Annotated in this window: 12 protein-coding genes; 8 read left to right on the top strand and 4 right to left on the bottom strand. The window is 50.6% G+C overall.

Annotated features, from left to right (window positions below; genetic code table 11):
• The first annotated feature begins 6 nt into the window (after positions 1–6).
• Positions 7–1011: a leukocidin family pore-forming toxin gene (locus tag L4D19_RS04520; protein WP_428451419.1), complete on the top strand. Its 1005-nt coding sequence runs from the start codon at positions 7–9 to the stop codon at positions 1009–1011.
• Between the two features lie 69 nt (positions 1012–1080).
• Here L4D19_RS04520 and L4D19_RS04515 read toward each other — a convergent pair whose 3' ends face one another.
• Positions 1081–1308 (bottom strand): nitrite reductase, encoded by a 228-nt coding sequence (locus tag L4D19_RS04515; RefSeq protein WP_239410997.1) that lies wholly within the window; start codon positions 1306–1308, stop codon positions 1081–1083.
• Between the two features lie 245 nt (positions 1309–1553).
• Between L4D19_RS04515 and L4D19_RS04510 the strand changes: the two genes are divergently transcribed.
• From L4D19_RS04510 to L4D19_RS04485, 6 genes are all read left to right on the top strand, one after another.
• Positions 1554–2399 (top strand): helix-turn-helix domain-containing protein, encoded by an 846-nt coding sequence (locus tag L4D19_RS04510; RefSeq protein ID WP_428451418.1) that lies wholly within the window; start codon positions 1554–1556, stop codon positions 2397–2399.
• Positions 2400–2507: 108 nt separating this feature from the next.
• Positions 2508–3122: a GNAT family N-acetyltransferase gene (locus tag L4D19_RS04505; RefSeq protein WP_428451417.1), complete on the top strand. Its 615-nt coding sequence runs from the start codon at positions 2508–2510 to the stop codon at positions 3120–3122.
• Between the two features lie 111 nt (positions 3123–3233).
• Positions 3234–4115 carry a LysR family transcriptional regulator gene (locus L4D19_RS04500; RefSeq protein ID WP_428451416.1) on the top strand — a complete coding sequence of 294 codons (882 nt, stop codon included), beginning with the start codon at positions 3234–3236 and terminating at the stop codon, positions 4113–4115.
• 163 nt (positions 4116–4278) lie between these two features.
• A complete protein-coding gene (locus L4D19_RS04495; RefSeq protein ID WP_428451415.1) occupies positions 4279–5364 on the top strand; it encodes an efflux RND transporter periplasmic adaptor subunit in 1086 nt (361 codons plus the stop codon).
• An 11-nt stretch (positions 5365–5375) separates the two neighbouring features.
• Positions 5376–8438: an efflux RND transporter permease subunit gene (locus tag L4D19_RS04490; protein WP_428451414.1), complete on the top strand. Its 3063-nt coding sequence runs from the start codon at positions 5376–5378 to the stop codon at positions 8436–8438.
• Positions 8425–9891, top strand: a complete 1467-nt coding sequence (locus tag L4D19_RS04485; protein ID WP_428451413.1) for an efflux transporter outer membrane subunit — start codon at positions 8425–8427, stop codon at positions 9889–9891. Before L4D19_RS04490 ends, L4D19_RS04485 begins: the two co-directional genes overlap by 14 nt.
• Before the next feature lie 89 nt (positions 9892–9980).
• On the opposite strand, the gene L4D19_RS04480 is transcribed toward L4D19_RS04485, so the two are convergent.
• The 3 genes from L4D19_RS04480 to L4D19_RS04470 form a co-directional block, all read right to left on the bottom strand.
• Positions 9981–11141 carry a glycosyltransferase gene (locus L4D19_RS04480; protein ID WP_428451412.1) on the bottom strand — a complete coding sequence of 387 codons (1161 nt, stop codon included), beginning with the start codon at positions 11139–11141 and terminating at the stop codon, positions 9981–9983.
• A 145-nt stretch (positions 11142–11286) separates the two neighbouring features.
• Positions 11287–14148, bottom strand: a complete 2862-nt coding sequence (locus tag L4D19_RS04475) for a TolB family protein (protein WP_428451411.1) — start codon at positions 14146–14148, stop codon at positions 11287–11289.
• Positions 14149–14178: 30 nt separating this feature from the next.
• Positions 14179–14898, bottom strand: a complete 720-nt coding sequence (locus L4D19_RS04470) for a winged helix-turn-helix domain-containing protein (RefSeq protein WP_428451410.1) — start codon at positions 14896–14898, stop codon at positions 14179–14181.
• Between the two features lie 184 nt (positions 14899–15082).
• Between L4D19_RS04470 and L4D19_RS04465 the strand changes: the two genes are divergently transcribed.
• Positions 15083–15988: a DMT family transporter gene (locus L4D19_RS04465; RefSeq protein ID WP_428451409.1), complete on the top strand. Its 906-nt coding sequence runs from the start codon at positions 15083–15085 to the stop codon at positions 15986–15988.
• Positions 15989–16163: the final 175 nt, after the last annotated feature.

Here is a 16163-nt window from a genome sequence, read left to right as displayed (position 1 = left end):
GTCTTTATGAAAAAAGCAGTAAAAGCACCATTATTCGTTGTCGGTTCGGTGCTACTTTCTACAGCACCAGTCATTGCTGACGAGCTCAATACGGTTGTTGAGCAGACTATCATTGACGATATCCGCCTTGAGGGATACAGCAAAAAAAGCTACCAGGTCGTTCTGGAAAATGACGATCAGCTCTATCACCAACCCTATGCTTTCCGTGGTAGCAAGATCCAGATGAAACTCCGGGTTGAATTGTTCCACAATGAAAACAACGGCAAAAAAGCAGCCCGGGTGATCACTTTAGGCAATGGCTTCGTTCCGGGGAAATCGGGCGTAAGACAGACTTATGATTCCCCGTTGCGGGCAAGATTTACCCAGACCTATCCGGTTAATTTCAGTTACGGCATTTATCAGGCAGGTGGCACCCCAATCTTTGGTGAAGACTATTCGCCCCAAAATGAGACGGCTGATGTTTCGGTATCCAGCACCACGGTATCGCCAACCATTGGCTTAAGTGTAAGTGGTTCGTCGGGTGAGAGCGGTTTTACACCAAGTGTCGGGCTCAATATCTCGAGCCAACTTGGTGTGGCTTACACAACCCGCTTCTCCAGCAAAGATTACGTTACCTCAGTGGTTCCGAGAGTCGGAGGGCAACGTGGTACGGGTGTTAATTGGACAACCTCACTGAGCCAGCTGTATACCCATGATTATCAGTATTACGGTAAGTGGGCAGGGGTTTATCACTACACGGATTGTTATAACGAAAACTTGATCCCAGAGGAAAACTTCCCGCGCTTAATTTATGCTTATAAGCCGAAATTTCAGTTCGTGTTCACCCCTGAAGAACATGGCGATAACGACGGCCACACAGAAATGGTTGTCCGTGCTGGTATGAAGGAAGTTGAGGAAGGATTTACCCGAGGCGCATGTACCTGGAGTGATTACGGCACCAAAACTCAACACACTGAGGCGCAAGTCCGTTTCGTGATCGACTGGGACAAACTGACGGTCGGAACACTTTAACTATGATTCTGGACACGACTGGCCATGTGCTAGTCGTGTCATCACAAAACTTGGGTTATTGGAAAGCAGTTATAAGTTCTTGATCTCTTCTTTCAACTGATACCCTTTATCTGTCACTATTTTCTCAAGCACATCGACACGTTGTTGCAATGTTCGCAGTTCATGGCGCAGCTGCTGAACCTCACTGCTACTGCCCTCGCTTTCGAGCTTTTTCATCTCAGCCTTATGTTTGAAATAACGCTGTAACCCTATAGAGGCAAAAACAATCGCCACTATTGCAACACCGGTAAATTCCATTTCATTGTCCTCTGGTAGTTTTCTAATTACATCAATGATTAGCAAACTTTACACCAAGATGATGGCAAATAAAATCAAACACTTACAGTGACTTTTACTACCTATACTTATCAGTTAGCGAAGCCTACCAACTAACCTTACGAATATCGCCAAGGTTCAGTTATTCTGACTAACACATAGAAACCGCCTCCAATAATCAATTATGACTGGTAAAATAAATAATTCTCTTCAGCGTTAATGCAAAAATGAATACTTGGAAGAAGGCCCCTTTAGATCCAACCGTCGCCCAGTTTGTAGAGTGCTATTGGTTACTCGAGGTCAACTATGGAGAGATGGAAAGACCATCCCCCGTATTGATCCCAAACCCAAGCTGTCACTTGGTAATAACACCACCTGACGCCATTCATCATTATCAGTATGCAGATAAAGATCGAAGTAAGCTTGTGCAGCTAACCGGTTCGCATATTATTATGCCATCGACACGGGCACTGACACTGCTGGATGACAAGCAGGTATTGAGACTCGGGGTAAAATTCCTTCCCGGCGCACAATACCAGCTCTTTGGCCTAGACGGTAAAGCGACCATAAACCAGACATTTAATGATTTACCTGCCATTCATTCGCTGCTGCAACCAAAAGATCTCGAAGCACTTTTTCCGTTTAAAACAGATCAATACCGAATTATAGAAGCATTAGATAACCGTATTGCTGCCATCATCGGGCAGACAACCGAAGATCGCCACAGCCTGCTCGTAAACCAGGCCCTGCAGATCTTGGCGCAGCAAGCAGCCCATGGCATCGAACATAAGTTAGCGTGTTCAAGAAGAACCCTGGAGCGATCATTTACCAAAGTCACCGGACTTACCTTAAAGCAATACGAACTGATGGTGCGGCTCGACAAATTACTGCTTTTTATTTACCAGCAACCCGAAGGCCAGCTTGATTGGGCCAGTATCGCCGCGCAGTTTGGCTTCAGCGATCAGCCACATCTGATCCGAATGCTCAAAAAGTCAATCGGTGAAACACCCGGCAGTTACCTCAATACGAGAAATCTCATCATCGATATCTATGGTGACTTTGAATCATCTTAAAATTGTCGTTTTTGTTCAATCATTGCTGCCGGGCCAGCGCTAAGATACTGCAATCAACAGCGAAGAAGCTATTTAGGTATGCTTAGGAAAGAAAGGCAAAAGACAAGCATGAAAAATACAGAAAAATACCAATCACTGAAGCATGGCCATTCATGCCTGCTGAACGAAACATTATCGATTCGGCTGATTCAGCAGAGTGATTTTGACGATATCGTTACAATGCTAGAAAACCCAACTGTCAACCAGTACCTGTTTTTTGCTCCGTCTCCGGTTGAAGTCTACGAGGCCTTTTTCACGCCGATTATTGAAAATACCCAGCAAGCCATCACAAACAATGAATGGCCGGACAGCCCAACATTTGTTATCCGGGACACCGAAGGGACTTACATGGGGATGCTCGGTATTACGCCGGTAATGATGCTAACGGGCAATTACGAAGTGGGTCACCAGTTACCAGAGCACGCATGGGGACAGGGGATTGGCACGCTCGGTTGCCAGTTTGCAACGACACTGGCCTTTGAGCAGCTCGGGGCACATAAAGTCTGCGCAGACTGCTACGCCGGTAACATTGGCTCGGCACGGGTACTTGAAAAAACAGGGTTCATTCTGGAAGGTCGCCAGCAAGATTACTACCGCCTCGAGAACGGGTTTGACGACCGGCTGTGGTTTGGCATAACCCTTGATCAGTTTAAAGTACAATACCCAAAACGACACCAAGGTTAATTCATCGTTAGAAGCTTCACTATTGTCAGAAGCAGCATTGGTAAAGATTGATTGCTGCTTCAGGTTGAGCCACACTAACCCGAGTTTCTCACTCAGTTAGGCAATCTTGTTATGCGTCTCGACGATCTCAAACTCTTCACATCCGTCGTTCAGCTCGGTAGCTTTAGCGCCGCGGCAAACGCACTGGATCTTCCCAGAGCCAATGTGAGCAGACGGATCGGCGAACTTGAAAAGCACCTGAATGCCCAACTGTTTTTCCGCACTACCCGTAAGCTACGCCTCACCCAGCATGGCGAGGTGTACTACCAGGAACTGCTGAAAGTGGTTGAAGGGATCGAACGAGCCCAGGAAGCCATCGACAAACTGGACGACAGGCCTGTCGGTAAAGTCAAAATGGGGATCCTGCCCGACAGTGACGAAGCCATCCAGCCGATCCTGGCCGCCTTCCAGCATCAATACCCTGAGATTGAGCTGGATGTACGATTCAGCAGCAATAGCTACCATGACATCTATGAACAAGGATTAGATCTGGCCTTTCACATCGGGCAGCTTCAGGACTCAAGCTATATCGCCCGGCGAATCACCGCCCTCAGCCGATTTCTGCTCGCCAGCCCAGGTTATATCGAGCAGCATGGTATGCCGGAGAGTGTTGATGATATCGCCAATCATCGCTGTATCTGTTATCGCTGGCCAGACGGCAGCCTTGAAGATAGCTGGCATTTTACTGATAGCAACATCAAGGTATTTCCTAAACTCAGCAGTAACAGTACCAACTTTATCCGGCGCTCTATGATTGCCGGGCAGGGACTTGGTTTTTTACCCTTACTACTGGCTGTCAGCGCATTGGAAAGCGGTGAGCTTGTTCGGGTATTGCCTGACTATCAATCTAAAAATGAAGAGCTGTGGTTACTCTACCCGGACCGTCACGGCGTTAGCCGGGCTACTCGACTGCTCATCGATCACTTGCTTACCGAGATCCCCAAGATCCTCTAGCTTTGTCACAGGTATTAACCTAATGCCAACCTGACATCTGCGGCGAGACGCAAAGAAGTCGACTTATTGTCACGTTTTTCGTGACAGTATTTCGCACGCTTGCATGCATATCGCTAGTACACTAATCCCTACAATGGCTCCCAAATGACAGTGGGAGTCAATCATGAAACATTCATCACTCTTTATTCTGGCCCCGTTAGCCGCTCTGGTGCTAACCGGTTGTACAGAAGCCCCGGCCAAGCTGGCCGACAAATCCCCTCGCCCGGTGCAGGTTATCGAACTAGGAGCAAACAGCCAACAGGGTATTAAACGCTTCTCCGGTGTACTCGAAGCCGTTGACAGCGCCAATCTGGCGTTCAAGGTTCCCGGCACTATTGAACAAGTACTTGTCAGTACCGGTGACGCGGTAACGAAAGGGCAAGTTATCGCCCGGCTAGATCCCCATGACTATCAGGTAACGGTCATGGAGCTGGAAGCTCGACTGGAAGAGGCCAAGGCCGCCCAGGCACTTGCTGCCATTGAACTCAAGCGGGTAAAACAGGCGACAGGCGACAACGCAATCGCTGCAGTCAACCTTGACCGGGCGATGAGCGGGTACAAACGCAGTAACGCAATGGTAAAAGTGGTGCAGCAGAACCTGCAAAAAGCCAAGGATGCCCTGAGCTATACCGAGCTCAAGGCTCCTTTCAACGGAGTTATCGGCAAGCGATTCAACGAGCAGTTCGAACAGGCCGCCCCCGGTCTTCCGATGTTCACGCTACATCAACCTGAACAACTGCAGGCTGTGATTGATGTTCCGGAGAGCCTGGCTTCGCAGGTCAGTCATGCCACCACAGCCACGGTGAGCTGGTATGGCGCAGAGCAGACGATACCCGCGCAGCTAACAGAAACCAGCACCTTACCTGATCCAATCAAGCAAACTTACACCCTCACCTATGTACTGGATAGCGATAACATCAGCCTGCTGCCCGGCAAGGCAATAGAACTGAACATTGCCTACGAACAAACCAAGAACAATTACTGCGTGCCCTATTCTGCCATTATCAGCTCCGATAACGGCACCGGCGTTTTCGTGGTGAAAAACGGTAAAGCGGTTCTTAGCCCTGTCGATATCCAGTCTGCTCATCGCGACCAGGCCTGTATTTCCGGCAATGTTCAGTCCGGAGACAAGTTAGTCACCGCTGGTGCCCATTACCTCAAACCCAACCAGTTAGTCGGTTCGACCCAAGTCGTTTCCGCGGTTCAATAGAGGTGGTGCCAATGAATCTAGCTGAATTTGCTATCAAGCAACGGACCTTCGTCTCGTTCTTCTGCGTGCTGTGCATCATTGCCGGTACCCTCTCCTATTTCAAGCTGGGTAAGCTTGAAGATCCGTCGTTCACGGTCAAAAGTGCCGTCATCGTTACCTTGTATCCGGGAGCTTCGGCTGCCGAGGTTGAAGAACAAGTAACCGACAAAATCGAAACCAAGCTGCAGGAAATGGGGTCGCTGTGGAAGCTGCGTTCGCTCTCCCGCCCGGGCAGCTCGATGATTTTCGTCGACCTGCAGGAAGCCACCAACTCAAAAGCGCTTCCTCAGCAATGGGATTTACTGCGCCGAAAAGTTGCTGATAGTAAGCTAACCCTGCCGGCGACAGCTCAGATCAGTATCATTCAGGATGAGTTTTCTGAAGTCTACGGCATGCTGTTTGCCGTCTCCGGTGACGGTGTCGAACCCAGCCAGCTGCGTCTGTACGCCAAAGAGCTGCAGCGACGACTGAAAACCGTTGAAGGGATCAAAAAAATCGAACTGCATGGCGTGCGCAATCAGGTCGTCAATATTGATTTGCCGGATGAGCGTCTGGCCGAATACGGCCTTTCTTCTACGCAGGTACTCAACCAACTGGCCAGCCAGAACATGACCTATGATGCCGGTAGCTTCAAGGCCGGTATCGAACGAATCCGAATCGATCAGGGCAGTGAATTTACATCGCTAGATGATATCCGTAACCTGACCATCAAAGGCGGTGTCGGCAATCTTGGCAGTGGCCTGATCCGCCTGGGCGATATCGCCAAAATCTCAATGGGCTACCAAACTCCGGCCCTCTCTGAAAGCCGCTTCAACGGACTGGATGCCATTACCCTGGCGGTTAGCCCGGTTAATGGGATCAACGTTGTATCACTGGGCGACTCGCTTAACACTATTATCGCCGACTACCAGCAAGAGCTGCCTATCGGCGTCGACATCAACACTATTGCCTTTCAGCCGGAGGAAGTTGAGAAATCAATCAACAACTTCGTCACCAACCTGCTCGAAAGTGTCGCAATTGTGGTCGTGATCCTGTGGTTGTTCATGGGATTCAAGAGTGCACTGATCGTCGGTAGCAGCCTGCTGCTAACCATTCTGCTGACGCTGATCTACATGAAGCTCACCGCCATCGATCTCCAGCGGGTTTCACTGGGTACCTTTATCCTTGCGCTGGGTATGCTGGTCGATAACGCCATCGTGGTGACCGACATGATCATTGCCAAGCTGAATAAAGGGGTTGAACGTCTTAAAGCCTGCCGGGAAACCATTCAGGAAACGGCCATTCCGCTGCTGGGGGCGACCGTAATAGCTATCATGGGGGCAACCCCGGTACTGTTCTCGCAGACAGACTCCGCCGAGTTTGCCGTCTCGGTATTCTGGGTCATGTGTTCGTCACTCTTGCTTTCGTGGCTGGTCGCCATGACCGTCACCCCGTTGATGTGCTGGCTTTGGATCAAACCGAAACCATCAAACGCTGATACTAATGCAGCCGCCAAACCATCTCTCTACTATCGAGCGGTAAACTTTACAGTGAGCAGTCCTCTAAAGACACTTACGCTCCTGATCCCGCTGCTGGCTATTACTGCCTTTGTTGTACCCAAAATATCGGTCAATTTCATGCCGAGCTCAGATCGGGCTATGGTCTTCCTTGACTACTGGCTGCCAAACGGTGCCCAGATTGAGCAAACCTCCGAAGACATGAAGAAAATTGAAAAATGGCTACTGACACAGCCAGAAGTCTCGAACATCTCGACCTTTGTCGGTGCCAGCGCCCCGCGCTTCTCGGTAACTGTCGAGCCGGAGCCTTTTGATGCAAGCTACGGACAAATTCTGATCAACACCCGGGACTATGACTCAATTGTCGATCTGGTCGAACGTGGCGACCAGTGGCTGAAGACTGAGTTTCCGCATGCCGAACCACGCTTCCGTCCATTGAAGCTGGCCACCAAGGATAAGTACAGTATCGAGGCACGCTTCATCGGGCCTGATCCGGATGTGCTGCACCAGCTATCACAGCAAGCGCAGGAGGTACTGGCTTCTAACCCGCATACCAAGTACATCCGTGACGACTGGCGCCAGCAGAGCAAAGTACTGGTTCCTGTTATGAACCAGGAGCAGGCTCGCCGCGCCGGTATCAACCGTACCGATGTTGCCCTGGCCATCAAGCGCGCTACCGATGGCGTTACGCTAAGCCAGCTTCATCAGGGTGACGAACTGATCCCGATAAAACTACGTAGCGCAGCAGCAGATATTGATTCTCTGGAGACCCTGCCAGTGCGCTCCTTGCTTGGCCTGCACAGCATACCACTCGGTCAGGTTGTTGACGGCTTCGAGCTAAAAACAGAAGAAAGCATGATCTGGCGTCGTAACCGCCTGCCAGCGATTACGGTTCAGGCCGATGTCCATGGTAAAACGGCCTCAGAAGTACGCCTGCAGGTTGCCGAGACAATCGAAGCCATCGAACTACCATATGGTTACCAGTTCGAATGGGGTGGCGAATACTACGACGAACATCGCTCGGTAGTCGACACCTTCATGCAACTACCGAAAGCTGTTCTGATCATGGTGATCATTCTGGTTGCCCTGTTCAACGGGTTCAAACAGCCAATCATTATTATGACGAGCGTCCCACTGGCAGCTACCGGTGCCAGTTGGTTCTTGCTACTGGTCGACAAACCATTCGGCTTTATGGCCCTGATCGGTGCGATTGCCTTGTCAGGCATGATCATCAAAAACGGTATCGTGCTGATGGATCAGATAGAGCTAGAGCGTGCCAACGGCCGACCGCTGGAGGAAGCGATCACCCAGGCAACCCTCAACCGCACCATGGCCATTTCAATGGGAGCGCTGACCACGGCATTGGGGATGATCCCACTGCTTTCCGACCGTTTGTTCGACCAGATGGCAGCCACCATCATCGGCGGCCTTGCGGCAGCAACTGTGCTGTCACTGTTTGTCATGCCGGCGCTGTATCGCCTGTTCTACCGTTCCGAGTCAGCTGTTCATACCAAGGAGCTCAGCAATGAAACTGCGTAAACTATCACCGATCGTTGTTGCCCTTATACTATCAGGCTGTGCCACCGGGCCGGATTACCAGCCGCCGGAACAGACACTCGACACTGAGTACCTGTACCAGCAAACAGCAGGCATCAGCCAGCAGGCGGCATTGGCAAGTACCAGCCCTTGGTGGTATCAGTTCAACGACACAATGCTGAACCAATTGGTCGCCGATGCCCAGCAACAGAACATTCCGCTGAAAATCGCAGCCGAACGCATCAAGGCCGCGCAGGCTTACCAACAAATGGTGGAGTCATTCAAAGTGCCGACAGTCAGCCTGGGGGCCGGATATTCATCATTTGGCTTGAGTGAGAACGATCCCCTGCTTGGGCCGGTCGTATCAAGCAACAACCCGCTCGGCACTACGTTGGTCGACTCCAATCAGGAAGCCTTCCACGCTGGTGCCACCATCGCTTGGGAAATGGATCTGTTCGGTCGCATCGACAAACAGGCCCAGGCAGCCGCGATCCGTAAAGAGCAGGCTGATATATTCCGCGAGGGATTGACGACGATGATCACCTCAGACGTCATCCATAACTACCTGCAGATGCGCGGTGCTCAGGCACGAAAGGCAATTGCCGCAGACATGGTACGCGATCAGGAAGAAACGCTTGCGCTGATTGAGAAGATGCTCAAAAGCGGCTACGGTTCCGAGCTGGATCTTGCCCGGGCCAAAGCCATGCTGGCAGCGACAAAGTCCGTGCTCCCCCAACTGCAAACCGCCGAAAGTGTCCACCAGCAAAGGCTGGCTATCTTATTGGGCGAAACACCTGCAGGGATGAAGACCCGTCTCAGCCAAAACCAGTTGCTCTCAGCTTCTCAGCCAGTTCCTGAGCTGAGCGGGATCATTCCAACCGGCCTGCCTTCCGACTTGCTCCAGCGCAGACCTGATATTCGCATAGCTGAACGGGAAATGGCTGCCGTCAACGCCGAGCTCGGTGCAGCCATCGCCAACCAGTATCCGAAATTCTACCTCACCGGTGCTCCGGGCGTGCTTGCCAAGGATTTTGACGACCTGTTCAGCAGTGATTCGGCAACCTGGATAGCCAATATCGGCGTGAGCTGGAACCTGTTTGATGGCGGGCGCAGTGAGGCCCTTATCGATATTCAGGAGGCGCGCTTTAAAAGCAGCGCCCTGTCTTACCAACACGCCGTAAACGGGGCCATAGGCGAGGTGGAAACCCTGCTAAACGGCTATGGGAACAGCCAGCAATATCAGGCCTTGGTACTGGAATCTAAAACCGAAACGGATAAAGCCGTCAAGAAAGCCAAGTCGCTGTATGCTGCGGGGTTAGTTGACTACCTAACGGTTCTGGATGCCCAACGCCAGCAGCATATTATGGCTGATCGGGTCATTGCTGCGAAACTGCAGACTGCCAATCTGGCTACCGGTCTGAACAAGGCGTTGGGAGGCGACTGGGAACTGCAGTAACTTCCAGCGACATCACATACTCCATACGGCCTTCAGCCGCTAACAACAGAAAGACTCCCACACTCTCTGTTGGCTGAACGGCCGTATTTTTATGCTCGCGCTTCATCTAAAATCCTGTATAACCGGCCGGCTAGTACCCGGGCATCAAAAGCCTGATAGAACTCGTCACTGGAGCGATATACCTGTTGCGGGTGTTGCTGCCATTGTTGGTACATTGCATGTAGCTGCTGCTGATAGGTTGCCGGATCCCCGGTACTCACTTCATAGAGTTGTCCGGCATATCGCCGCAGAAAGCTCAGTGTTTCTCCCTCAGGCAGTTCGGCTAGTATTGGCCTGCCACTGGCAACATAATCTATCGCCTTGGCAGCCAGGTGAGTATCTTTCTTGCCGCGATCCGGCGGGCCATTTTGAATAAACAAGGCATCACACTGACTCAGCGCCCCTCTGACCTGCTCTTTATCTACCGGTCCGGTCATGACTACCGATTCAGTAAGGCCATAATCGTCGACCAGTCGGCAAAATCCCGGCTGGTAATGACCAATATTAATAAACCGAACTGGAAACGAAACCTTAGCCAGTTGGCTCAAAATCCCTTTTGCCGAGCGACGGAAGCTATCCCAGGTTCCGCAGTAGCCGAGAGTAAACGACGCATGTTTTTCGGAAGCATGATCAAGGGTAAAATCATAACTATGAGGTATCCAGACAACCTTGCCTTTCCCGGCTAGACGTTGATAGGCGATCCAGTCTGATTGCGAGGTGACAACCAGCCTGGTTGCCTGCCTCAATGCACACTTTTCCCAGCGCGATATGCTTCCTTTGGCAAAATAACTGGCCCGCGACCAGCCATCTCGAAAATCCAGCACCAGCGGCAAGTCGAACCATCGCGACAGATAGTAACCAACCATCGCACTGCTAAACGGCGGACAACTAACCATGATGACATCTGGCCGATTAGTTATAATTTGCCGGCAGCATTGCAGCAGGCTCGGAATGACCCAGCCCCAACACATATCCTGCTCCCGACGCCATAACCACTCAATTCGCCATGAAGCCACTGCCTGGTTCGCAATCAGGGTGTCATGCTGCCAACAGGCTTGTTTTTCCCTTTTCATATGTCGCAGCGGGACTTGTTCTCTCACCAGTTGGATTTCACATCCTGCCCGGGCGAGATTTTGCGCAAAACGCCAGCTACGATTTGCACTGGCATGCCAATGCGGTGGGGAAAAATAGCTCAGATATAGGATTTTCATCCTCGATGACCTTGGCCAAACCCAAAATCACAAACCAGACAGACAGTTTTCATTCTACGGCTCACGTCATGGAAACTGTTATCAGTATAGTGACATTAGGCTTATACCAATGTCTTGTAGCGAGCCATTCTCTGGAATTAGACGTTTACCACAAGCTGCCTGATACCGTGAAGTACACTTCGTCTTTACCCAGATTGCTATCGAGTCCGTGGGCATAACCCAATGTCATAGGTAACGTCAGGTTATAGCCCAGCTCAGCCTCGACCGTAATTTGTGCACCGACGCCGGTGAGTTGCTTATGATCGTCGCCGGAATCCCAGGCAGCCCCAGAATCGACAAAAACCGAACCTGACACATCACCGACACCCACCGGATACAACGACCAGTTACGCTCAATTCGTCCAAGCCAAGTTTCCAGCTCCAACCTTTGAGTCGCATAGCGATGACCTCGCTGGACAGAGTCATCGTAGCCCCGCAGCGCTTGTGTATCACGACCAAACAGGCGAGATTCCTCGAACAAGTCCTTTCCGCCAAGACGGAAACGCTTAGCATCATCGTCAGCATAACCGCCTCCCAATCTTGCCGTCAGGGTCGTTCTTCCCGGCAGGTCCCAGGTTCCCTTCCATTGGGCCTGATACTTCTGACCATCATAGTCGCTGTCAAACAAGGCGTTGGTTTCAGCCACCACATCCAGATAATGCCCCCAGCCGATGCCCGGTACATTGAGGTAGGCTTCGCGGTTATCAAATGTTACTGCCAACCCAGCCAACGTTTCGTTGGTTTCCCTGAACGCAATCATGCTGGCAAAGTCAGGTTGGGATACAAGGCTCTCTTTATCGAGCACCCCGCCGGCATGCAAGCTAAGCTGATCTTCAAAGGCGGTTACGATGTGATTACGCTGCAACACAAAATAGTCATCACGGGTAATGCGGTAATCACTTCGACCATTAAAGGTCATCTTGTCGTAATCATGACTACTGTTTAATATGGCCATCCAGCGATTGTCATACTGATACACCAGATTGGCATCAACCAGCTCGTTATCAAAATCCCATGTTGCCGCCAGCTGATAGTTATGGCGTCCCAGGGCATCTGAGCCAAAGGTCAGTGCGCCAATCTGGGTTCTGGCATCATCAATGTACACAAGCGGCAACCAATTATGTGGTCTAAGCGTTGACCATGGGCTATAGGCTTCGGGCTCGCTCTTTTCTACCACTTGCTCAACGACCGGCGGATAGTCATAGCGGCCCTGCAGATTTTCAATAGGTTGAGTCGAGAGTACGCGAGGGGCCGGCAAATAACGCAACTGGTACCCTTCTTTCTCATAGGCCTGATAAACCAGCCCGGCACCAGGCTGCCAAACAGGCCGAAGTGCACCGCCTAGCTCACGCGTCCACTGTTCAACGTCGCCGCTGCTTTGATCAAGCACATAAACATCAAATACACCTTCATAATCGGCGCTATACAGAATACGGCCATCAGGGAGATAGCTCGGGCTGCTTTCAGCCGCTTTGGAATCTGTTATCGGTTGCCATGTCTTGCTATCAAGGCTCAGTACCTCTAGGTTCCAGCCTTGCCGAGGTCGTTTCACCGCCGCCACCAGCTCTTTGCCTGTCGGCGAGATGTCGAAAGTCCCTAGCACCGTTTCCGAATCACCGCGCCAAACACGAACTGGAGCCTGGGCCTGATCAATAGATTGGACATCCACTAACCACAGTTCGCTGACACCCGCTACCTTACGGCTGGCGATAAGCTGTTTGCCATCAGGCATCCAGCGTACATTTCGAAAACGCTGGCGCTCAGTCAACTGCTGCCACTGGCCATCACGATAGAGGAACAAATCGTTGTAGCTTCTGCCGTCGGCATAATGCACCAGGCGAGACGCCGCCAACCCAGACTGTGGGTGCGATGACATCGCGGTAATATCTTTACTGGCCGTTAACGGTATCCACTTGCCACTTTCCAGATCAAACGATGCTATCTCCGGACGATCTTCTCCGTTGTTGCGATTAACCAGCAGGCCGCTTTGGCTCTGAGTCACTACCTGCAGATACGGGGTCTGCTGAAACTCTTTCCCACCCTCAATACCAAGATCTTTACCAACTACTGATTGTTGCTCTAACTGGGCCAGTTGCGGGGCAAACTCTTTCTCCAGGTAAGCCTGAAAATCTAACCATAATGCATTGAAGTCTTTGCCAAATGACTGTCTGGCCGTGCGGTTGAGCAAGAAATACGGGATAATCCGGCGGCTATAACCAGTCAGAAAGGCCTGAACCTTCTGTTCGCCATAAGTCTCTGACAAGTATTGAATAAAATAAGCGCCATAGAGATATTGGTAGCCCAGCGGCCACTCTCTGTTGGCCACCGCAACCTGCTCTAAATCTTTGAGATCACCGCTGGCCACCTCCATGCGCATCTTCATGGCATATTGACTGCTCTGAAGACGTCCGTAACCCAACTCCTCATTGGTTTCCAAATACACCGCCAAGCCTTCTAGCAACAAAGAAGGGGTTAAGGCATGGGGAAAGAAAAAAGCCTGGCGCCCGAATACACCCTGCAAGACTTTAGGAACCCCAGTGGCTAGCTCCATATGCATAATGTGGGCGTATTCATGACGGATAAGCAAGTGAAGCCAGTCATCACTGGTAGCCAGATCACCGCCGTCCTCCGGCGGGCTCATAAACAAACGGATCTGGGCAAAAGGTAACGGGGTAGCCCAGCCATTAGAAAAATCGAAATCATCAACCAGTACTATTTCAGTTCTGGCTTGCGGCGCTGACTGAAAAAACGGCAGTTGCTCACTGCGCACCCGTTCGGCAATATCGAGTACCCTGGCGGCGCTTTGTTCATGACCTTCAACAAAATGCACCGAAAAGTGCGCAGATTGCTGGCTTAACCACTCTTTTCCGGCTTCATCCCAGCCGACGGGAGCCGCGGCTGCAGTCGTCGACAGGCTTGCGCTAACCATTATCCCTAATAGCGTGCGTTTCAATATTTTCCCTAACATCTTCTTCAACCTTGATTGTTTTTCGGCACACTACCAACTGTCTGGTGTAAATAAGTACCCTTTGCTTCTGACGGTGATGATTTTCCTTGGAAACGACGGCGTATCACCAAGCTTTTTACGCAAGGTAACTACCTTGTTATCAATGGTGCGATCTATACCGTCGTAATCTATGCCCCGGATCGCCTTGACCAAAAACTCACGAGATAACACCTCATCCGATCGCGAGGCCAACAACCACAGCAAATCAAATTCAGAACCGGTCAATGACACCTGTTCGGTTCCCAACATACAACATTTTCGCGCATTGTTTAGCTTCAGAGAACCACAAACAAGCCTATCATTACAAACTTCAATTTTCTTTCGTACCGATGCAATTTTTTCAGGTTTATCAAACTGCTTACGGCGTAACAGGGCCCGGATCCGAGCCAGCAGCACACGAAGTGACACTGGCTTTTGAATAAAATCATCGGCACCGATTTCAAGGGCTGCCACATGTTCGATGTCATCTTCAAAAGGGGTTAACAACAAAATTTTACTCGATACATGCGGCCTGATCTGACGACAAAGCCCCAAACTGTCACATCCGGGGTTGGCAAGACCAATAATAACGATCTCGGGTTGCAGAGCTTTGACCAGTTCGGCTGCCGATGACTCGGTCGAAAGAACCACTTCGTACCCGTGCTGAGTGAAGTAGCTTTCTTGCTGGGCCCTAAAGCTGAAGTCATCTTCCACTAATACTATTTTCATCATTCGATCTTACATCTAGCATTAATTGCACAACGTTCAATATTGATACATATCTTACTTAAAATCATTAAGTTGTAAATCTTAAGAGCAAAAAACAGTAACTAGACGCATGCTGCAATAGCAATTTTAATAATTGACCGTATGATAGCCATCTAAAAGCAACAAAATTGCAACAAAAGGATGTGGAATGAATTTTGATAAATCGACTAACAGCACAGCACTCTATCTAGTGTTGGCCGCTTTATCAGCCGTATTTATGGGAACAATTGGCACCATTGCCGTTTATGCGAACCTCAGCTCGGAAACAGTGACCTTCTTTCGCCTCTTTCTCGGCGGACTCATCATGCTGGGTTATTTAACGATTGATAAACAGCTCGCGCTTCTTAAACGCTGGCCTTCCTGGCAAGTCATAATCAACGGTAGCTTGCTTGCCGGCTTCATCGTTTTTTACATTCAGGCCATGAGTTATACCAGCATGGCCAATGCCATCATGACGATTTATCTGGCTCCCGTCGTCGCTTCGATCTCGGCCCATTTTCTATTCTCGGAAAGGCTAAACACTCAATCTGTTGGTTTGATCCTGCTTGCCTTATTGGGCTTTGCCATGATGATGGAATTTAAGCTTAAGTTCGGGACAGGCTCGCAGGACGCGCTCGGTATGCTGTACGCCGTTCTTGCAATGGTGTGTTATAGCGGCTTTATCTTGATCAATCGCTCCATTCCGCCGCACGTTCACGTCTTTACCCGAAGCTGGTACCAATTGATGGTCGGTGCCGCCTGTATGCTGCCTTTTATGCTGGCACAAAATGAGTCCATTACGCTGACTCAGTGGGCATGGCTGGCAATCGCTGGGCTGATCCCGGGCTTTTTGGCAATCCTGTTTGCCGTTGTCGCCCTGCGTGAGCTACCTTCGGCCACTTTCGGCACACTGTCCTACCTCGAGCCTATTGCTGTCGTTTCGCTGGCCTGGCTGCTCTTCGGCCAAGCTCTTAGCCCACTACAACTGACAGGCTGTATGGTTATCATGACTTCTGGCGTCATGCAGGCTATCGCGACACAAAAGCCACAATCAAAGCTAATCGAATCAAGTTAGCAGTTTTTGAGCGCTGACCGCCGGATATACCTAAATTCAATGCATACAAAAAAGGCCCAGTCTTTCGACTGAGCCTTTAGTGTAGTGGCGGAACGGCCGGGCTTGCGATCAAGCGGGACTCATTCGACCGTAGGGCGACCCCTAACTCAACGCATACAAAAAAGGCCCAGTCTTT

This window comes from Photobacterium kasasachensis (assembly GCF_050336885.1).
Classification (GTDB): Bacteria; Pseudomonadota; Gammaproteobacteria; order Enterobacterales; family Vibrionaceae; genus Photobacterium; species Photobacterium kasasachensis.
The sequence above is the reverse complement of the archived record's forward strand: the minus strand, read 5'-3'. Positions and strand labels throughout refer to the sequence as shown.

Bases quoted from the DNA above. Each gene is read 5' to 3' on its own strand.
- L4D19_RS04520 (WP_428451419.1), top strand. From the start codon at position 7: ATGAAAAAAGCAGTAAAAGCACCATTATTCGTTGTCGGTTCGGTGCTA.
- L4D19_RS04515 (WP_239410997.1), bottom strand. From the start codon at position 1,308: ATGGAATTTACCGGTGTTGCAATAGTGGCGATTGTTTTTGCCTCTATA.
- L4D19_RS04510 (WP_428451418.1), top strand. From the start codon at position 1,554: ATGAATACTTGGAAGAAGGCCCCTTTAGATCCAACCGTCGCCCAGTTT.
- L4D19_RS04505 (WP_428451417.1), top strand. From the start codon at position 2,508: ATGAAAAATACAGAAAAATACCAATCACTGAAGCATGGCCATTCATGC.
- L4D19_RS04500 (WP_428451416.1), top strand. From the start codon at position 3,234: ATGCGTCTCGACGATCTCAAACTCTTCACATCCGTCGTTCAGCTCGGT.
- L4D19_RS04495 (WP_428451415.1), top strand. From the start codon at position 4,279: ATGAAACATTCATCACTCTTTATTCTGGCCCCGTTAGCCGCTCTGGTG.
- L4D19_RS04490 (WP_428451414.1), top strand. From the start codon at position 5,376: ATGAATCTAGCTGAATTTGCTATCAAGCAACGGACCTTCGTCTCGTTC.
- L4D19_RS04485 (WP_428451413.1), top strand. From the start codon at position 8,425: ATGAAACTGCGTAAACTATCACCGATCGTTGTTGCCCTTATACTATCA.
- L4D19_RS04480 (WP_428451412.1), bottom strand. From the start codon at position 11,141: ATGAAAATCCTATATCTGAGCTATTTTTCCCCACCGCATTGGCATGCC.
- L4D19_RS04475 (WP_428451411.1), bottom strand. From the start codon at position 14,148: ATGTTAGGGAAAATATTGAAACGCACGCTATTAGGGATAATGGTTAGC.
- L4D19_RS04470 (WP_428451410.1), bottom strand. From the start codon at position 14,898: ATGATGAAAATAGTATTAGTGGAAGATGACTTCAGCTTTAGGGCCCAG.
- L4D19_RS04465 (WP_428451409.1), top strand. From the start codon at position 15,083: ATGAATTTTGATAAATCGACTAACAGCACAGCACTCTATCTAGTGTTG.